At 67.9% G+C, this 16925-nt stretch carries 15 protein-coding genes and 4 pseudogenes; 7 read left to right on the top strand and 12 right to left on the bottom strand.

Annotation, left to right across the window (positions count from 1 at the left end; all coding sequences use genetic code 11):
- Positions 1 to 104, bottom strand: a pseudogene (locus T328_RS35660) (IS5/IS1182 family transposase); the annotation flags it as partial.
- Between T328_RS35660 and T328_RS35655 the strand changes: the two are divergent.
- Together T328_RS35655 and T328_RS35650 are read left to right on the top strand one after the other, a co-directional pair.
- A pseudogene (locus tag T328_RS35655) lies at positions 95 to 785 on the top strand (zinc-binding dehydrogenase); the annotation flags it as partial. The pseudogenes T328_RS35660 and T328_RS35655 sit on opposite strands and share 10 nt — an antisense overlap.
- Positions 786 to 1780: 995 nt before the next feature.
- The gene (locus tag T328_RS35650; RefSeq protein ID WP_496500423.1) at positions 1781 to 2713 is read left to right on the top strand and encodes a quinone oxidoreductase family protein; all 933 of its coding nucleotides are present in this window, start codon (positions 1781 to 1783) and stop codon (positions 2711 to 2713) included.
- 109 nt (positions 2714 to 2822) lie between these two features.
- Here T328_RS35650 and T328_RS35645 read toward each other — a convergent pair whose 3' ends face one another.
- Entirely contained in the window at positions 2823 to 3215 is a 393-nt protein-coding gene (locus tag T328_RS35645; RefSeq protein WP_496500421.1) for a winged helix-turn-helix transcriptional regulator, read from the bottom strand.
- A 119-nt stretch (positions 3216 to 3334) separates the two neighbouring features.
- Between T328_RS35645 and T328_RS35640 the strand changes: the two are divergent.
- The 3 genes and pseudogenes from T328_RS35640 to T328_RS35630 form a co-directional block, all read left to right on the top strand.
- Positions 3335 to 3649: pseudogene (locus tag T328_RS35640) on the top strand (LLM class flavin-dependent oxidoreductase); the annotation flags it as partial.
- Positions 3567 to 3857, top strand: a complete 291-nt coding sequence (locus T328_RS35635) for a transposase (protein ID WP_496500422.1) — start codon at positions 3567 to 3569, stop codon at positions 3855 to 3857. The pseudogene T328_RS35640 and the gene T328_RS35635, both read left to right, overlap by 83 nt.
- A gap of 534 nt (positions 3858 to 4391) precedes the next feature.
- On the top strand, positions 4392 to 5084 hold the full coding sequence (locus tag T328_RS35630; RefSeq protein WP_496500420.1) for a hypothetical protein: 693 nt from the start codon (positions 4392 to 4394) through the stop codon (positions 5082 to 5084).
- On the opposite strand, the gene T328_RS35625 is transcribed toward T328_RS35630, so the two are convergent.
- The 10 genes from T328_RS35625 to T328_RS35580 all read right to left on the bottom strand — a co-directional run bounded on the left by T328_RS35625 (position 5023) and on the right by T328_RS35580 (position 15155).
- Positions 5023 to 5415, bottom strand: a complete 393-nt coding sequence (locus tag T328_RS35625) for a hypothetical protein (RefSeq protein ID WP_496500419.1) — start codon at positions 5413 to 5415, stop codon at positions 5023 to 5025. The genes T328_RS35630 and T328_RS35625 overlap by 62 nt on opposite strands.
- 307 nt (positions 5416 to 5722) lie before the next feature.
- Positions 5723 to 6442 (bottom strand): LLM class flavin-dependent oxidoreductase, encoded by a 720-nt coding sequence (locus T328_RS35620; protein WP_496500418.1) that lies wholly within the window; start codon positions 6440 to 6442, stop codon positions 5723 to 5725.
- 237 nt (positions 6443 to 6679) lie between these two features.
- Entirely contained in the window at positions 6680 to 6862 is a 183-nt protein-coding gene (locus tag T328_RS35615; RefSeq protein WP_389202486.1) for a substrate-binding domain-containing protein, read from the bottom strand.
- Positions 6863 to 7531: 669 nt separating this feature from the next.
- Positions 7532 to 8674 (bottom strand): Gfo/Idh/MocA family protein, encoded by a 1143-nt coding sequence (locus T328_RS35610; protein ID WP_496500417.1) that lies wholly within the window; start codon positions 8672 to 8674, stop codon positions 7532 to 7534.
- Between the two features lie 168 nt (positions 8675 to 8842).
- Complete coding sequence (locus T328_RS35605; RefSeq protein WP_496500416.1) at positions 8843 to 9565, bottom strand: alpha/beta fold hydrolase; 723 nt, start codon at positions 9563 to 9565, stop codon at positions 8843 to 8845.
- 51 nt (positions 9566 to 9616) lie between these two features.
- Complete coding sequence (locus tag T328_RS35600) at positions 9617 to 10522, bottom strand: NADP-dependent oxidoreductase (RefSeq protein ID WP_496500415.1); 906 nt, start codon at positions 10520 to 10522, stop codon at positions 9617 to 9619.
- Positions 10523 to 10574: 52 nt separating this feature from the next.
- A complete protein-coding gene (locus T328_RS35595; protein ID WP_496500414.1) occupies positions 10575 to 11657 on the bottom strand; it encodes an MBL fold metallo-hydrolase in 1083 nt (360 codons plus the stop codon).
- 47 nt (positions 11658 to 11704) lie between these two features.
- Entirely contained in the window at positions 11705 to 12820 is a 1116-nt protein-coding gene (locus T328_RS35590; RefSeq protein ID WP_496500413.1) for an NAD(P)-dependent alcohol dehydrogenase, read from the bottom strand.
- Positions 12821 to 13014: 194 nt separating this feature from the next.
- Positions 13015 to 14106 carry a Gfo/Idh/MocA family protein gene (locus tag T328_RS35585; protein ID WP_496500412.1) on the bottom strand — a complete coding sequence of 364 codons (1092 nt, stop codon included), beginning with the start codon at positions 14104 to 14106 and terminating at the stop codon, positions 13015 to 13017.
- 77 nt (positions 14107 to 14183) lie between these two features.
- Positions 14184 to 15155 (bottom strand): aldo/keto reductase, encoded by a 972-nt coding sequence (locus tag T328_RS35580; protein ID WP_496500411.1) that lies wholly within the window; start codon positions 15153 to 15155, stop codon positions 14184 to 14186.
- A 110-nt stretch (positions 15156 to 15265) separates the two neighbouring features.
- Between T328_RS35580 and T328_RS35575 the strand changes: the two genes are divergently transcribed.
- Positions 15266 to 15922, top strand: a complete 657-nt coding sequence (locus tag T328_RS35575; protein WP_496500410.1) for a MarR family winged helix-turn-helix transcriptional regulator — start codon at positions 15266 to 15268, stop codon at positions 15920 to 15922.
- Positions 15923 to 16025: 103 nt separating this feature from the next.
- Positions 16026 to 16925, top strand: a pseudogene (locus tag T328_RS35570) (transposase); the annotation flags it as partial.

The following is a 16925-nucleotide window of genomic DNA, read 5'->3' as shown; positions in this document are numbered from 1 at the left end:
CGCCACGCTTTGAGCTTGTTGATCAGGCGTTCGACGGTGTTGCGGTCCTTGTACAGGTCCGCATCGTGGGTGACCGGCCGTCCGCCGCGCCGTCCACGTGGTCGACCAGGCCCTGGTCACCCGCAAGCCCTCCCGCTTGTCGCATGTCGAGGCCGCCGGTCTCGCTCTCGTGGGTGTGACGGCGTGGGAGACGCTGGTCGAACGGGCCGGGGAGCGGGTCCTGGTGCACGGCGGCGCGGGCGGGGTCGGTTCGGTTATCATCCAGGTCGCACGTGCGCTGGGGGCTGAGGTGGTCACCACCGCGCGGGAGAGGGATCACGACGTCGTCTCCCGGCTGGGAGCGGACGTCACGATCGACTTCTCGGCTGCTGACTATGTGCCGCAGGTGCAGGCCCTGGGCGAGGTGGACGTCGTGTTGGGCACGGTGGGCCGGGACACCCTCACCCGCAGTCCGCTGGTTCTGGCCGACCGAGGCCGCGTGGTGTCGATCGTGGACATTACCGAGCCGCGGAACCTTCTCGCCGATTGGGGCGTGAACGCGACCTACCATTTCCTCTTCGTCAGTCCCGGCCGGGCAAAACTCGAGGCCCTCGGCCGCCTGGTCGACCATGACGAACGCCGGCCGGTGATCGGGCGCCGTGCTGCCGCTGGCCGACGTCGCCCACGCCCACAGCCTCTTGGTGGGCGGCTCCGTCGACGAAGGACGCGGACGCCCGTGCGGCAAGATCGCTCTTGTCGTGTATCCCGTGGACGAGTCCACGCACGGGGTGGCGCCCAGACTCTGAGCGACGCGACCGGGCCGAGGTGCGGAGCGGTAAGACCGGCGGCAGACTGGTCGCGGGGATCTGTGATCGGCCCGGCTGCTGTGTGCCGTGGGGCGCTGGACTCCCGCCTGACGGTCGAGAGTTGGCTCGCTACCGCGGTCCAGTGGCCGGGACGAGCAAGCCATCGGACATGCCGACCCCTCGGGTGCCGGCCCGACCCGCTCGCGGGAACCTCGGCCAGTTCGAGCGGTGGATGCGCCGCCGTTCCGGCTTCGGTGGAGCAGTGGCCTACCTGGTGATCCTTGTAGTCGTCATTCGTCCTACAACGTCACACACTGGCACGCGGGGCTCTCCCGGCTCACCGGAACCACCGCGGGGACCAGGCCCTGGCGCACACCAGCCTCGACATGACCGCCGAGACCCTTATCAACTGACTGTCCGACCTGGGGTGCGACGTCCGCCGCAGCTACCGTGACCTCATCCATACCGCCTACGAGAACCTGGCAGTCGTCCCCGCCGTCCCGATCCCCCTCCACATCAGAAATGGCCAGTATGCGATCAGCGGCTACGTCACCACCGGTACTGACCGGCGCGAGCGCGGGAAACCCCGTGCCGCGCCCCTGCGCGTCGAAGGAGGCAGGGGTGATTGGGAAGCGATCGACACCTCTGGATGACCGGCGAGCTCACCGACGCCGAGTTTGAGGACCACTTCATCGACGACGTCATCGTGCAGGACATCCGGAGGGGCGCCGCTTCGCCGGCGCGGCAGCGACAGAGCAGGAACACCGGCACCTGGTCTACCCCGAGGGCTTCGCTACGTGCGCACCGTGTGCCAGTCCAGGTCGGGCTCCCTGGCCACGGAAGGGTGGCTCCGGCCGGTGCGGGTCAGGGCGTGCACGTCCTCACAACAGCCTTCCGGCATGGTGCCTGACACGGGTGATCGGTCCCGTTGGACCGAAGGAATGGAGCACCTCGCGCATCTGTTGTTCTCCCGTGTGAGCGAAACGATTGCAGTAGTGGCAGGCGCATATGGCGGCCCTGAGGTCCTGTCGGTGGTCGATGTCGCCGTCCCGGAGCCGAGGTCGAACGAGGTACGGATCAAGGTCCGCGCGGCCGGCGTCAATCCCTTCGACTACAAGTCGTACAGCAGTGCCTTCGGTGTCGATCCGGAGAGACTGCCGGTGCGGCTCGGTGTCGAGGCGGCGGGCGTGGTGACAGCGGTCGGTGCCGACGCGATCGGCCCCGCGGGTCCGATCGCGGTGGGTGACGAAGTGATCACCTACTCCGCGCCGGGTGCCTACGCCGCCGACATAGTGGTGCCGGCCTCGTCCGTGGTGCCGAAGCCTGTCGCCCTGTCCTGGGAGCAGGCCGGCGGGCTGCTGGCCGCCGGGGTCACCGCCGTACACACGCTTGAGGCGATCGGCTTGGGCAAGGGCGAGACGGTGCTGATCCACGGTGCCGCGGGGGGCGTCGGTCTCGTGGCCGTGCAGCTCGCGGTGGCACGCGGCGCGACGGTTGTGGCCACGGCGAGCCGGGGCAAGCACGACCTCCTGCGAGAGCTGGGAGCGATCCCGGTCGTCTACGGTCCGGGACTGGCGGGCAGGGTGCGCGCGGTGGCGCCGGAGGGCGTGCACGCGGCTGCCGATCTCGTGGGCACCGAGGAGGCGGTGGACGTCTCTGTGGAGCTGGTGCCGGACCGCTTGCGTATCGCCACCATCGCGGGCCACGAGCGCGGGGCTCGCGTGGGAATCAAGCTCCTGGGTGGTGTGCCGGGCGCGGATCCCGGCACCGAGATCCGCCAAGCCGCCCGCCTGCAGCTCACGGAAGCCGCGACAGCAGGCCGACTGCGCATCGTGATCGCGGACAGCTACCCCCTGCGCGAGGCCGCCACTGCCCACCGCGAGATCATGGCCGGCCACACCACGGGAAAGATCGTCCTGGTCCCGTAACCCGTTCCTGTCCCCGTACCGCTGAAGCCACACCGCGAGCGGCCGCCCGCGCGATCACCGGTCCCGGTACGCAACGGATCGGGTGCGTGGGCGGCATGCGACCAGCTCGTCAGGTGTCCATGTCCTCGTTCTTGGCGCTCCATTCGATCAGCGGATGCAGGACACGCATCAGGCTGGCGCCTTGTTCGGTGGGCCGGTACGTGATCTGGACCGGCGTCGTCGGTACCACGAGCCGCTCAATGAGTCGGTGGCCCTCGAGCTCACGCAGACGCTGGGACAGAAGGTGGTTCGAGATTCCGGGGATCCGCGCTCGGTAGTCGACGAATCGGCGCGCGCCCCGCATCGCCGCCAGGAGCACCGCGGCGCTCCACCTCTTGCCCACGATCTCGACCGAGCGCTGAAAACTGCGGCACACGTCGTCGTCGATGTGTTCGTAGCCCGCTTCCGGGCGGCTCTGGCCCGCGGTGGCGGAGGAATCATCGGGCTGTCGAGGACCGGTCATACGGTCACGATACTGGAGCGTGTCACTTTTGCTGACCTGGTCATGTCCCGCTTGTTGCCTGTGATCATCGCCGTGCAGCCTTGGCCCATGAACGCACACTCGGCCTGTCACCACGCGCTATGAACTACGGGCACGCGCTGAGGTTCGGGCTGCACCTGCCCTCTGACGCCGACTGCGGACCCGGCCGGTTGGTCGAAGTGGCGGGCCTGGCCGAGCAGTGGGGACTGGACTTGCTGGTCATCCCGGCCGGAACCGCCGGCGACGATCTCGAACCGTCGACTGTGGCGTCCTGGATCGCCGGGGCGACGGTCTCTCTCGGACTGGTGCTGGAGGCACGCCCCGCCACCCTCCATCCGGCGATGCTCGCACGAGCCGTCGCAAGCCTGGATCGGCTCACCGAAGGCAGGGTCGAACTGGCTTTCCGAGCGGGCTCGTCAGCCGCCGCGTCCGGGACAGCCGATTCGGTCGCGGCACTGGGTGAATCGCATCCTCGCGGCCGGACGCGCCCCGGTCGAGCACGGCTTCGCCCACCTGAAGAACTGGGGGATCCTCACCAAACTCCGCACCGCCCTCGCCCGCGCCACCCACCTCCTGCGCGCCCTCCTCGTGCTGACCAACCTCGAAGCCACCGGGGCCAAATGATCTACACCCCAGACCGCCTCCCACGACCAGCACGAGCACCCGGAAACGACATCACACCAGCACCCTGACCAGCCACTTCAAGATGGCGCGGCTTCTATGGGCCGATCAGCAACCCGGCGTGTCAGGTGGTCGGTAGCTGGAAGCTGGCGTTCTCTGGTCTGTCCCTGAGCACAGGCCAGTACGTCACCATCGACCCCCGTCCGTGGGCGCGGACCGTCCTGCGCAATAGCGGCGCGTCAGTCGCCGGGGCCATCACCCGCGGTTCCCCGCGGTTGCAGGACCTCCTCCTGCCCATAGGCCGGCCGGCACGACTTCGTCCTCCCCGGGACCGATGCCACCGGCACGTCCTACATGACGATCGCGTGGCGCAACGCCTACCCGTACCTGTGAGTAGGTGTTCTCGAACCAGGATCGTGAGGTGGACCGATCGGCGGTGAGCTGCTCGAAGCATGGGTGCCGTCGGGCCACCCGCCTCCGAAGGTGTGGCCGCATCCGCTATCGCGACGGTGTGTCCCGCTCACGCTCAGGCAGCGCGTGTACCCGTGGCTGGACAAACGGGTGGCCGATCGTGATATTCGAACCATGCGGCCATTCCACCTGCGGTTGCTGATCGCGTCGTGCGCAGCGCCGCTGACCGCCGCGACATTCGTCGGTGTCGCCTACCTGACGGTGCACGTCCACCTGCTGTTCGCCGGGCTCAACCTGGGCTGTCTCGCCCTCACGTTCATGGTGGGCGCGCACATCGTCGACCACGGCAAGAAGCCGAGAGGCATACTCGCATCGAACATCGGCGTCATCGTCGTCGTCAGCACGATCGCTGGCGCGTACATATCGTTCTTCGACTCGGTTGCCGAACGTCACATGTGCACCGTGGTCGAGGCGCACTCCCAGAAACGACCAGGGGGCCCAGGCGGTGGAGGAGGGACCAGTACCTCTCGCAGGCTGGTCTGCGACGACGGGCACACCGAGACGCTGGGGAGTCTGCTGGCCACCGAGGGGACAGACACCACCGACGAGCACAAGGGGGAACGGGTGCTGGTGGCCTACGACCCGAGTGGAAGGCTTCCTTCTCTGGATGCCACGACTGTGGATACCACGATCGGGCTGGTGTGGTTAGCCGGCATCGGCTGGGGCTTGACGGTCGTGGTGCATATCGGGGTCATCATCACCGACCAGAGCCGGCGCGAGGCCGCAAGCCGGGCCGAGAGCTCCTTGGGCGCCCAGTAGAGCCTGTGACCCGGGTGGCAACCGGACCGGCGGCCTGCCGCACGCCGGTCAGGATGCGCTGGTACTCCGCCGGCAGCGAGGACTCCGCCACCCCCGGCCCGCGGTCCGGGACCAGCCGCACCGCCCGCCCCGCCACCTGGACCACCGGCGATCCGGCCTCCGTGCGCTCGTTGGCGAGCTGCTCGCTCATCCGCTGCCACACCCGCTCGGCCACGGCAAGCTCGTCCCGCTCGACCCGCACCTCCGACAACTGCTTGACCAACTGCTCTTCGAGTCCGTCCAGCTCCGCACGCCGCGCGGCGATCCGCTCCAACACCTCGGGGTCCATCATGCGCCGGAGCGCAGGAGCGGCACCCGTGACAACGGACGGGAATCCACAAACCCACCCCTGCCAAATGATCTACACCCCAGACCGCCGCCCACGACCAGCACGAGCACCCGGAAACGACATCACACCAGCACCCTGACCAGCCACTTCAAGATGGCGCGGCTTCAGTACGTTGATGACGTATCTGATGATGCCGGCTGTGACCCTCGTCCTGCGCCGTTGGCTCTATGCCGCCACCTCAACCGCGCGCGAGGGACCGACGCGATGACGCGGCCCCCGGGGCGGACCGCGCCGTCTTGCGGCTCGGCTTTCAGCGGGACGGTTCCATCGTCTGACGCAGCAGTTCCAGGGCCTGGTCCACGCCTTGGTCGGCCAGGTGGACGAAGTCGACGAAGACGTGATCGACGTCCGTCTCGTCTCCCGTACGGAGGATGATGTCCGCGATCTCCGGCACGGTTGACTCGGTGGTGGGGTTGATCCTCAGGATGGCGTCGATGCCGGCCGGGTCGCGGCCCTCGGCCTCGGCGAGGCCGCGGACTTCCCGCAGCGGCTGGTTGATCACGGTGGCGGGGTCGAATGCGGAACCCCGGACGGGCACCGCGACGGGAAGTACGCCGTCCGCGCGGCGGGCCGCCCGGCGTCGGCAGGCCGGGGCGAAGCCGGACAGGTAGATCGGGGGCCGGGGGCGCTGGAGCGGCTTGGGCCCGATGTGCGCGGCGGGGAAGGTGTAGTGCCTGCCCTCGCAGCCGCGATGGCTGCGTCGGCAGTGCCGCGGTTGAGCAACACCGTCGTGACCCCGACTGCCACGGCCGGGAACACGAACAGGTCGCCGCGGCTCGCGGTGTCCACGGCCCGGGCGATGACAGCGAGCACGAGCGCCGGCGACAGCAGGACCGACGCGATCAGCATGCTGTACATCGCGACAGAACGACGCGCCTCGCTCGCTTGCCCAGGAGTCCCCTTGTCGACCGCGGCGATGATCCGCGCATAGAAACCGAGCAGCACGGTGGCGTAGATCCCCAGCCCCCACCCGAGCGAGTCCGCCGCCGCACCGCCGAGGTCGATGAGCGTCGGTCCGAAGCGGCTGAGGTCCTCGATCGCGCCGGTGAGGAGCGCCACCATCATCAGCATCGCTAGCACCGAGATCGCACTCATGATCCCGACGAACGCGACGGGCGATTTCAACGGCGCGACATCCAACACGTCGATGCGCTGCCTGCGGAGCATGTCACAGACGCTACCGGGCGCCGCCGACGTCCTCCGGCGGCTATGACTTGTCATCCCGCAGTGCTCTCCCGGGTGTGAGGGCGTGGGGCGCGACGATCTGCTGGGCTGGAGCGTCCGGGGATTCGATGCGTGCGATGATGCGGGCGATCGCTTCATGGGCGATGAAGCGGAGGTCGAGGGAGACGGTGCTGAGCGACGGCCGTGCGTGTCGTCCTTCTTCGATGCGTCAATGCCGATGACATCGACGTCGTGCGGCACGTGCAGGCCGACGTCGAACGCATGGCGGCGATCGCGAGCAGGTCGGAGTAGCCGAAGATCGCGTCCGGGCGTTCCGCGGCGGCCAACTTCCCGGCACCTGGATCCCCTGGATCGACTCCTCGAAGTTCGGCTGGCGCCCGTCACACTGTAAATTCCGCGGACAGATGTCCCGGCAGTGGGGGGTGACCGACCCTAAATGTCCCTGAACCGCGTGTGCGATTCCGCGGATAAATGTCCCGAATCGCGCTGCGCTCGATCGTAGTCCTGATCGTCGGGCTCTTCGAGGATCATCCCGACCGAAGACGCACAGGCATGCCCACGCCACGCCTGCAATACCGCTATGAGGGCCAGCTGTGCCTTCGCGGCCAGCTGGTGTCGAATGCCACCTGAGCAGCCCGCGTCGTGGGGCACACATGGGCACGATTCGGCGATGCGGATGAGCGCTGCACGGCGCGGGGGGAAGCGGTGGGCGAGCGACGCAGTCGGCGCCGCATTGAAGAAGAGGGATGGAGGGCGAGGTCCCGCTGGTCGGCAGAGTTCTTCGACACGGTGCGGGTCAGCTCTGTGTGATCAAGTCAGGGTTAGCTCGCGGATCGCCATCTCCTCGGGTCCTGCGGTAGTGCCTCTCCCGGGGTCAAAGATTGGAGTTCATTCGGTCGGGGCGGGACAGATGCTGCCGATGACCTGTTTCAGCGGCCCGTGTGATCGCCTCGAGTACCCGGTGGCGATCGAGTGCGACCGAGAAATCCGGCGCATCGGCGGTTCCGTCGCGGAGGTCGGCGGCGAACTGGGCGTAGAGGCGGGCGACCCCCGCTGCGGGTGCGTCGAGTTGCAGGTCGGGAGCCGCATAAGCGGGGGGGACCTGTAGCACTTGGACAGGCTCGCTGCCGCGGCGCAGCGTGATGGTGAAATCGGTGAAATGGATGTAGCCCGACGCCGACTCCACACGCACACTGCCCTCGGTGCCCTGGATCTCCCATACCATTGCCGAGCCGGCAGACTGCCCGGCACTGTAGTGCAGCGAAGTGACGATCCCGCCTTCGAGAACGCCGGCGACGACGATCTCATCCGGCGCCTCCTTCGGCAGCGACGCGCCATCGGAGAGGCGGACGCCGTCACCGCGCTGATTGGCGACGACGGCGGACAGACTCTCGAACGTGCCGAGCACGCGCGCAAGCGGTTCGAGCCCGTGGCCGAGCATGATGCTCAGAAGCGTGGCGCCATGCTTTGCGTGAGCCATGTACTCGACCGGCGGGTCATATCGGCCGACCCACATGTCGTCGGTCAAGTGCGCTCGGATGCTCGTGCTGAGCGGCTTGCCAATCACGCCTTGCGCGATGAGGTCGCGAAGGAAGAGGATCGGCGGGTGCAGGCCGCCCTGCAACCCGACAACCGTCCGCAGCCGCCGCTCGCGGGCAAACCCCTCCAGCGCTTCGGCCTCCGATAGGTTTCTTGCGAGCGGCCATTCGCAATAAACCATTTTGCCCGCGGCCAGCGCGTCGGAAACAATCTGCTTGTGCTCCGGCACCTTGACCGCAACCACCACCAGGTCGACCTCCGGTCGCACGACCAGAGCCTCATGTGTGTCGAAGGCGAGATCGGCGCCCAGCCGACGAGCGGTCGCGTTCGCGCTCTCCATACGAGTCGTACTGACGGCGCGGATCTGGAACGCGTCGAGCGCCTGCAGCGCCGGGACGTGAGCAATTCCGCCCCAACCCCGATCGGCACTAGCCCCGATAAGGCCGACGCCGATCCGGGTATTTGCTGAATTCGTCATTAGGATGCTCCTGTCGTGTGCAGCCCCGGCAACGCTCTCCGGGCTGCGTCACGATGTTTCGTTTCCGGACAAATGGGTGGGCACTCGGGCTCACCATGGCGAGCGAGCAATTATTGCCGTTCGCGTAGCGGCCGCGGGGTTTGAGCCCGAGTGACCCAAGCGCAGGTTTTACACGTGAGCCCAGTGGGCCTCGAGTTCGCGCGCGACATCGGCCGGACGCTCTATCATCGGCCAGTGCGAGCTGCGCAGCTTGAAGACGGCACGTGCGCGTGTGGCATTACCGAGCTCGTCGGCGAAGCGGTGAGGAAGAAACGGATCGTCCAGGCCCCAGATCACTAGCGCTGGTGCGGTCACGTTGCTCAAACCTGGCTTCCACTCCGCCCCGACCTCGATCGCCGAACGGTAAAGGGCGAGAATGCTTGCTCTCATAGTGGCATCGAGATGCCGGACCGATTCGTTTGCCGCGTCGCGCGGCATCTGCGCCTCGTTGAGGCTTGCTGCGAACGCCTCGAGGTCGAGGTCCGCCATCCATTGCTCGCCCTCGCCTGGCGTTTGCCAGATCTTGGCAAGATAGTGCCACGGATACTCCGGATCGATTGGTCCGCTGATGCCTGTCCATGTCCGCACCAGATCTGGTCGGATAGACGCGAGACGGCCCGTGAGCAGAGACCCCCAATCATGACCGACCAGGTCGACGGGTTCGCCGATTTCTTCGATCTTCTTAATAAGCCAATCGAGATACTCTTCTTTCGTCGACGTGAATCCCGCTGGTAGGGGTACGTCAAACCCGGGGAGGTCGATCGTCACAATATCTTCGCGTTGAAGATGGGAACGGACGGTGTCCCAAAGCCGGTGGGTATCAGGTACACCATGGACGAGGACTGCAGGCATTTCGGATTCTCCAATTGATTGTTGTCGTGGTTGAATGGCCGGTCGGCCGATTCAGGGAAGGAGGATGACTTTGCCGTGGGTGTGGCCCGTGGCGACGAGGCGATGAGCGTCCGCGGCCTCGTCGAGTGGGAAGCTCCGGCCGATGCGTGCGGTCCATGCGCCGGCGGCGATCAGATTCAGGGCTTCCTGGACAGGGCGGTGGTTGCGGTTCCCGCTGCCCCCGGGGCTGAATGCGACGCCGTGTTGTGCGGCATCGCGGTCGGCGAGCGTCACGATCCGGTCGGGGCCGCCGAGAAGATCGACGAGGGCGGGAAGGAGCCCCTTGCCGGCGGTGTCGAGCGCTGCGTCGACCCCGCCCGGAGCGGCGGCACGGATGCGATCGACCAGGCCCGGGCCGTGGGCGGCAGGGGTCGCTCCGAGACTCCTGACGAAGTCGGCGTTGGCAGTCCCGGCGACGCCGATCACCGTCACACCGCGCTGTCGCGCGAACTGCACGGCGGCGCCGCCCAGAGCACCGCTCGCGCCGGTGACCACGAGCGTTTCACCCGGGCGAATGTTCAGAAGCCCGAGAGCCCTCGCCGCGTTGTCGGCGCCGATGACAGTAGCCGCGGCCTCCTCGAAGGAAACGCCGTCGGGGATCGTCGCGAGGTTGCTGCTGACCGTGTACTCGGCGTAGGAGCCCTGGGTGGCGGAGTCCGGCCACCCGGCGACGCGGTCGCCGACCACGCCCACGTCGACGCCCGGGCCGACCGCCTCGACGACGCCGGCGAACTCGAATCCGATGATGGCGGGAGCACGCAGGCGGAACGCTCCGGCGCGTGCCTGGATCTCCGCCGGGTTCACCCCGGCGGCGTGAACCCGCACCAGTACCTGACCCGGACCCGGCACCGGTCGCGGAGCCTCCGCAACCCGCAACACGGAGGGTTCGCCGAACGAGGTGATGACGACGGCTTTCATGATGATCCTTCTCGTATACGAGGGTCATTTGCTCGCACCGTTCAGAACGGTGTCAGGTCAGGAAGACCGGAGGATTCTCGCCCCGCAGGCGGTAATCGGGCCGGGGCCGTTCGAGGCGGATCGATTCCAGCACGGTGTACGCGTGGTACTTGGTCTGGGTGGTGGCTCCTGCCAGCCGTTCCCACCAGAGCCGGCCGTCGCTCGTCTCCTTCTCGAGGACGTGGCGGGTGGTGTAGTTCGCCATGGAGCTGATCCAGTTCTCGGTACCGACGAAGATCCTGTTCCAGCCGGTGCCGGTCACGATGTCGGCGAGCGCATCCGAGCGGCTGAACCGCTCGACCGCCGCAGTCGCCCCCTCGAGCACGTCGGTGAAGTACTCCACGCACAGCCTCACCTGCTCGTAGGTGCCGTAATGCATGTGGTGCCCGCCGACGAAGTAGTCGAAGTCGTATTCGAGGATCTGGGACTGAGCTTCGTACCAGCCGGAGATGTTCTGCGAGGCGTCGCAGTGCATGAACGTGACGCTTCCCGGACTGACGATGTCGACGGCCGTGAGCACCTTCTGCCGCGGTGCGTAGATGAAGATGTTGCCGGGGCAGTGGTTCTCTCCCCTGTAGGAGAGCTGCAGGCTCACGCCGCCCACTTCGAGGACGAGTTCGTCGTCGAACGTCCTCGTGGGCAGGGGGCGCTTCGGGTCGGGGAAGCGCTCCAGGAGTTCCTTGGTGATGCGGTGGGCGACGATCTCGACGTCGGGACCGAACACGGAGGCCGCGCCGATGTGATCGGCGTGCCAGTGGCTGTAGATGACGTGGGTCACCGGTCGGTCGGTGACGTCCTCGATCGCCGCCAGCATGTTCTCGCCCAGCGTCGGGGGTGCGTCGATCGCGACCACGCCCTCCTCGGTCACCACGAATGCGGTGTCGTAGCCGGCACTGGTGACCCAGTAGAAGCCGCCGCGCAGTTCTTCCACGTGGTAGCCGTACTTCTGGAAGTGCTCGCTCTGGAAGTACGGGGGGTAATAGCCCGCGGGGTCCAACGGGTCGTCCGCCCCCGCGCGGGGGAATCCATAGTGGTCGATCCCGTAGAAGCTCGGGGTTTCTTCGACGCTGATGGGTATCTGACTGCTCTGGCACACCGGCGGGACGTCTTTCTGTGTTCTTGGGAAGCTGTCGAACGGGTGGTCTATCCCGGTGACGTGAATCGAAGGACCGCCTTGGTGACGCGGCCTGAGCCCGCATCCTCGAACGCGGTGTTGATATCGGCGAAGTCGTAGAAGGACAGCAGTCGGTCGATGGGGAACCGGCCCGCTCGATAGAGCTGGGCAAGGTCGTTGATCAGGAGCGACGAGACGGCGTCGCCCTGGATGATGCCCTGAAGCGACTGGCCGAGCGTGAGCCGGCCGGCGTCGAGCACGGCGCCCGCTCCTTCGTGGAACGCCACGAAGCCGAATCGGCCCATCGGTGCCAGGGCGCCGACCCCGGCGTCGAGGTTCTCCGCGCGGCCGCTGGTGTCGAGGACGTACTCCAGACCGCGTTCGTCGACGGCGCGGAGCGCGCCGGTCAGATCTTCGACCCGGCCGGGGTCGACGAGGTGCGTCGCTCCGAGATCGCGGGCCAGATCGAGGCGGCCGGCGTCGGGGTCGACGGCGACGATGGTGGTGGCACCCGCGACATGTGCCGCCATGACCGCCGCCAGGCCCACCGCTCCCACGCCGAAGACCGCGAAGGACGCTCCCGCCGGCACGGCGAGGGCCTTGAGTACGGCCCCCGCGCCCGTCTGCAGCCCGCACCCCAGCGGAGCCATGACGTCGAGGGGCAGATCGCGGGGGACCTTGATCGTGTTCCGTTGGTGTGTCAGGGCGTGGGTGGCGAACGAGGACTGGCCGAAGAAGTGACCGTGCGGCTCAGCACCGTGGGCGACGTGGAGACCGTTCGAGCCGTCCAGGCGGGCACCTGCGAAGTTGGCCGCCCAGACGTTGTCGCAGTAGGCCGCGTGCGAGGACATGCACGGCTTGCAGCGGCCGCACGAGTGGTAGGAGAGGACGACGTGGTCACCGGGGTCGACGGTGGTGACAGCGGCCCCCACGCGTTCGACGACTCCTCCTCCCTCGTGCCCCAGCACCACCGGCAGCGGCGTCGCCATTCGCTGTGCCCGCACGTGAGCGTCGGTCGCGCATATTCCGGTCGCGACCATGCGAACGAGTACCTCGTCGGACCGCGGGTCCTCGATCTCGATGTCGCGGAAATCGAAGGGCCCGTCCTGCACTTCGAGAACAGCGGCGCGCGCGGAGGTGGTCATACGCCGTGAGCCTGCCGCGAAGCGCCGCGAGGGCCATGGCGACGAGGGACTGACATCATCAACGACTCCCTGATCGGGGGGTGGGCCTCAGGAACCCTTCAGCGGGTCCGAACCTATGTCGGCCGCCCGTGCCCGCGGATCGGTCGCCGTATCCGTCACGGCAGTAATGCACGGTGCCGCGAGGTGTGGTGGCGTCAGTGCCGGACGCCGGTCCGGGCGGCTTGTTCGACTCGGGCGATGAGACGGCTGTTGTGGGCGGCGTGCTGGAAACCCGGGGTGTGGTGGGTGCCGTTCGTGATGTCGCGGGCCAGGCTGGCGTAGACCTCGCCGACGTTGATGGAAGCGCCCGTCCAGATGTCGGCGGCGGTGGGTCCCGCGCCGGTGGCGACCGGGCGGTCGGGCGCGGTGAAGTCGACGCTCGACGAGAGGGCGAGGTCGCCGACCTGAACGCCCGCGGGGTGGTCGCCCGTCAGCTTCAGCCAGCCCTCCGATCCGCGTACTTCCAGACTGAAGTGGGCGTCGGAGGCGGGCACGCCCGCCAGGATCTGCACCCCGACCGGAGCCCCCGAGGAGGTCTTGGCGATGGCGTCGAGGTGATCCGGGACCTCGCGGACAGATATCGCGCCGGTGTCTACCAACTTCACCTGGGGCCAAAGGAGTTCGGTGCGGGCGTCGATCTCGGTGACGTCGCCGAGAACGGCCTCGACCACATCCAGCACGTGGCCCGCGGCAATGGTGAGGAAACCGGCTCCGGACGCTGCCTTGTCGAAGTACTCGTACGCGCTCACCGACTCCGGGCCGTTGCCGAAGGTCGTCGCGGCGACTCGCGCCGAGAGCAGCCGCCCGAGCCGGCTCTCAGCGATGATCTCCGCCGCGCGGCGTACCGAGGGGTTGAGCCGGCCCTGCAGGCCGATCGCGGTGTGCAGTGAGCCGGCCGCCTCAGCCATCTCTTCCGTCTGCGCGACGCTCGTGCCCAGCGGCGACTCCGCGTACACGGCCTTGTTCGCCGCGAGGGCCGCCAGGACGAGCTCGCGGTGAGCCGGGACCTTCACCGCGACGGTGACGACGTCGACCGAAGGGTCACCGATGAGCACGTAGGGGTCCGCGAACCAACGCTCGGCGCCGAACGCCTCGGCAGCGCCGCGCGCGCTCTCCTCGTGCCGCGTCGCCACACCGGCCAGGTGGAAGTCGGGCTGTGCCACCAGCGCGGGTATGTGCGATGCGCCCGCCCAGCTCGCCTTCGTGTCCGCGCCGATGATGCCGACCCGAATGAGAGTGCTTGACATGATGTGGTGTTCCATTTCTTTCGCTGAAGCAAGACGTGGTGTGGTGCGCGGGGCGAATCGGCGCGTTCGCGCTTCTCTCACTGGTCGACGGCGGCCATGTCGGGCTCGGCATGGCGTTCGCCGGACGCCGGTGTGAGGTTGTTCAGGCGGGCGATATGGCCCGGGGTGAGTCGGATGCCGTCGGCGGCGCTGTTCTCCTTGAGGCGGTCGATGCGTTTCGTCCCCGGAATGGGCGCGATGCCGTCTCCTTGCGCGAGCAGCCAGGCCAGGGCGACCTGCGCGGGCGTGGCCCCGACCTCGTCGGCGACCTCGCGTACCTGGTCGACGATGCGCAGGTTGCGCGTGAGGTTGTCGCCGGTGAACCGGGGGTTGGAGCGACGCCAGTCGGCGGCGTCCAAGCCGTCCAGGGTGCGGATGTCACCGGTGAGAAAGCCGTGTCCCAGCGGTGCGTAGGGAACCAGTCCGATGCCGAGCTCGCGCAGTGTGGGCAACACCTCGACCTCCGGGTCCCGCGTCCACAGCGAGTACTCGCTCTGGACAGCGGCCACGGGATGGACCGCATAGGCCCGGCGGACGGTCGCCGCTGCCGCCTCCGACAGTCCGATGTGGAGGACCTTGCCCGCCTCCACCAGCTCGCTCAGCGCCCCCACCGTCTCCTCGATGGGAGTGTTGGGGTCGACCCGGTGCTGGTAGTAGAGGTCGATGCGGTCGGTTCCGAGCCGCCGCAGTGAGCCGTCGACAGCCGTGTGAATGTTGGCGGGGGTGCTGTCCGGGCCCGGCCGGCCGGTGTGGGAGATGAGGCCGAACTTGGTGGCGAGGACGACTTCGTCCCGGCGGCCCTTGATCGCGCGACCCAGCAGTTCCTCGTTGATGTAGGGGCCGTACACCTCGGCGGTGTCCAGATGGGTGACACCGAGGTCGACGGCGCGACGAATGGTGCGGATCGACTCGGTTTCGTCCCGGCCGGCGCCGGTGTAGTACGCCGACATCCCCATGACACCCAGGCCGATGCGCGGGACATCGAGCCTGCCGAGCGACGTGGACTGCATCTGTTGTCCATTCCGTGTGGGGCGGGCCTCAGCACCGCAGAGCGAACTTGACGCGTCAAGTTCTACTCCTTCGAACTTGACGCGTCAATAAGTGGGTCTAGGATGTCCTCATGGCGAGGACGGCAGATGACACGAACGGCCGGCGCCGTCGGCGACCACGGAACGGGCCGACATCCGAGGCGACGGCTCGTGCCGACGAAGGCTCCGGCTCGGAGGCGTCCACCCGTCCGGTTGCCGAGACGCGATGGCTGAACGGCGACGAGCTGGCGGCGTGGCTGGCCAACTCCGCGATCATGATCAGCCTGCCGGCCGCGCTGGATGCGCGCATGCAGCGCGAGGCTCAGCTGACCTTCTTCGAGTACATGGTGCTCTCGGTCCTCTCCGAGCAGCCGGATCGCACCATGCAGATGAGCGCCCTGGCCGCGCGAACGGCGGCGTCACTGTCGAGGCTGTCCCATGTCGTCGGTCGGCTTGAGAAGCGCGGACTGCTCGCACGGAAGCGGATCCCCGGTTCCGGAAGGCGCACCACCGCGACGCTGACCGAGGCCGGTTACGACGTAGTGGTGGCAGCGGCGCCGGGACACGTCGCCGCAGTCCGCGAGTACCTGATCGATGATCTCGGTCCTCAGGAGCTGGCGGCACTGCGCCGCATCGGTGCCGCGGTGGATGCGGCCATCAAGCGCGGGCAACCCGATGCGAGCTCTGCGGCTTCGCCTCCGCCCGAAGCGCCGACGATCCACAGCGGACCGAGGCGTACTGCGGACTGATGGAGGAGCAGCGCCACGCGGGTCCGCCAGCACGTCCGCGGCACGGTCCTCGGCGTTCTATGGCCTGTGGGGGTCGTGATCATTCGGTTGGTAGAACACTCGTGTGGCGAGGCGTGAACTGAGCGATGACGAATGGGCGTTGGTGGGCCGCTGCTCCCGATAGGCACCTACGGCCCGTATCCGCACCGGCTGCGGGATCACTTCGAGGGCGTGATCTGGAGGTTTCGCTCCGGAGCCCAGTGGCGGGAGGTCCCGGAGGAGTTCGGGAACTGGTCCACGGTCTACGACCGGTTCCGCCAGTGGCGCGACGCGGGCGTCTTCCAGGCCCTGATGGAGGCGGTGATCGCTGAGGCCGCACGGCGGGACCAGGTGGACCTTTCCTTGGTCAGCGTCGACTCCACCACAGCGAGAGCGCATCACGACGCGGCCGGCATGAGGGTGGACGCCAAGACGCTGGCAGCACTGGAGAAGGCACTGACGGAGGAAAGGGGGGCCGCGGCAAGGAACAAAAGGATCAATGTTCCGCAGAACCTGGCGATGCTGCCGAAACCGCCCGCCGGGACGAGCGCCGACGCCTGCACCAACGACGCCGGGCACGGCTGAAAACAGCCGCCCTGGGCCGCTCACGCGGCGGGCTGACCAGCAAGGTCCACGTGGCAGCCGACCGCCGCTGCCGCCCACTGGCCTTCACCCTCACCCCGGGGCAGGCCGCCGACAGTCCCCAGTTCGTCCCGGTCCTGGCCAAGCTCCGGGTCCGCGGCCGGGCCGGCCGCCCCCGCACCCGCCCCGACGCGGTGGCTGGCGACAAGGCATACTCCTCCCGCGCCAACCGTGCCCACCTGCGCGAACGCGGCATCAGGGCCGTCATCCCGGAGAAGAAGGACCAGGCGGCCAACCGGAAGAAGAGGGGACGGCGCGGCGGACGGCCGGTCACCCACGATGCGGACCTGTACAAGGACCGCAACACCGTCGAACGCCTGATCAACAAGCTCAAAGCGTGGCG

The sequence above is a fragment of the Streptomyces sp. CNX435 genome (assembly GCF_059570575.1).
The sequence above is the reverse complement of the archived record's forward strand: the minus strand, read 5'-3'. Positions and strand labels throughout refer to the sequence as shown.

Excerpts from the sequence above, each read along its gene's own strand:
- T328_RS35645 (WP_496500421.1), bottom strand. The coding sequence starts at position 3,215 with ATGACCGGTCCTCGACAGCCCGATGATTCCTCCGCCACCGCGGGCCAG.
- T328_RS35625 (WP_496500419.1), bottom strand. The coding sequence starts at position 5,415 with ATGATGGACCCCGAGGTGTTGGAGCGGATCGCCGCGCGGCGTGCGGAG.
- T328_RS35610 (WP_496500417.1), bottom strand. The coding sequence starts at position 8,674 with ATGACGAATTCAGCAAATACCCGGATCGGCGTCGGCCTTATCGGGGCT.
- T328_RS35605 (WP_496500416.1), bottom strand. The coding sequence starts at position 9,565 with ATGCCTGCAGTCCTCGTCCATGGTGTACCTGATACCCACCGGCTTTGG.
- T328_RS35600 (WP_496500415.1), bottom strand. The coding sequence starts at position 10,522 with ATGAAAGCCGTCGTCATCACCTCGTTCGGCGAACCCTCCGTGTTGCGG.
- T328_RS35590 (WP_496500413.1), bottom strand. The coding sequence starts at position 12,820 with ATGACCACCTCCGCGCGCGCCGCTGTTCTCGAAGTGCAGGACGGGCCC.
- T328_RS35585 (WP_496500412.1), bottom strand. The coding sequence starts at position 14,106 with ATGTCAAGCACTCTCATTCGGGTCGGCATCATCGGCGCGGACACGAAG.
- T328_RS35580 (WP_496500411.1), bottom strand. The coding sequence starts at position 15,155 with ATGCAGTCCACGTCGCTCGGCAGGCTCGATGTCCCGCGCATCGGCCTG.
- T328_RS35575 (WP_496500410.1), top strand. The coding sequence starts at position 15,266 with ATGGCGAGGACGGCAGATGACACGAACGGCCGGCGCCGTCGGCGACCA.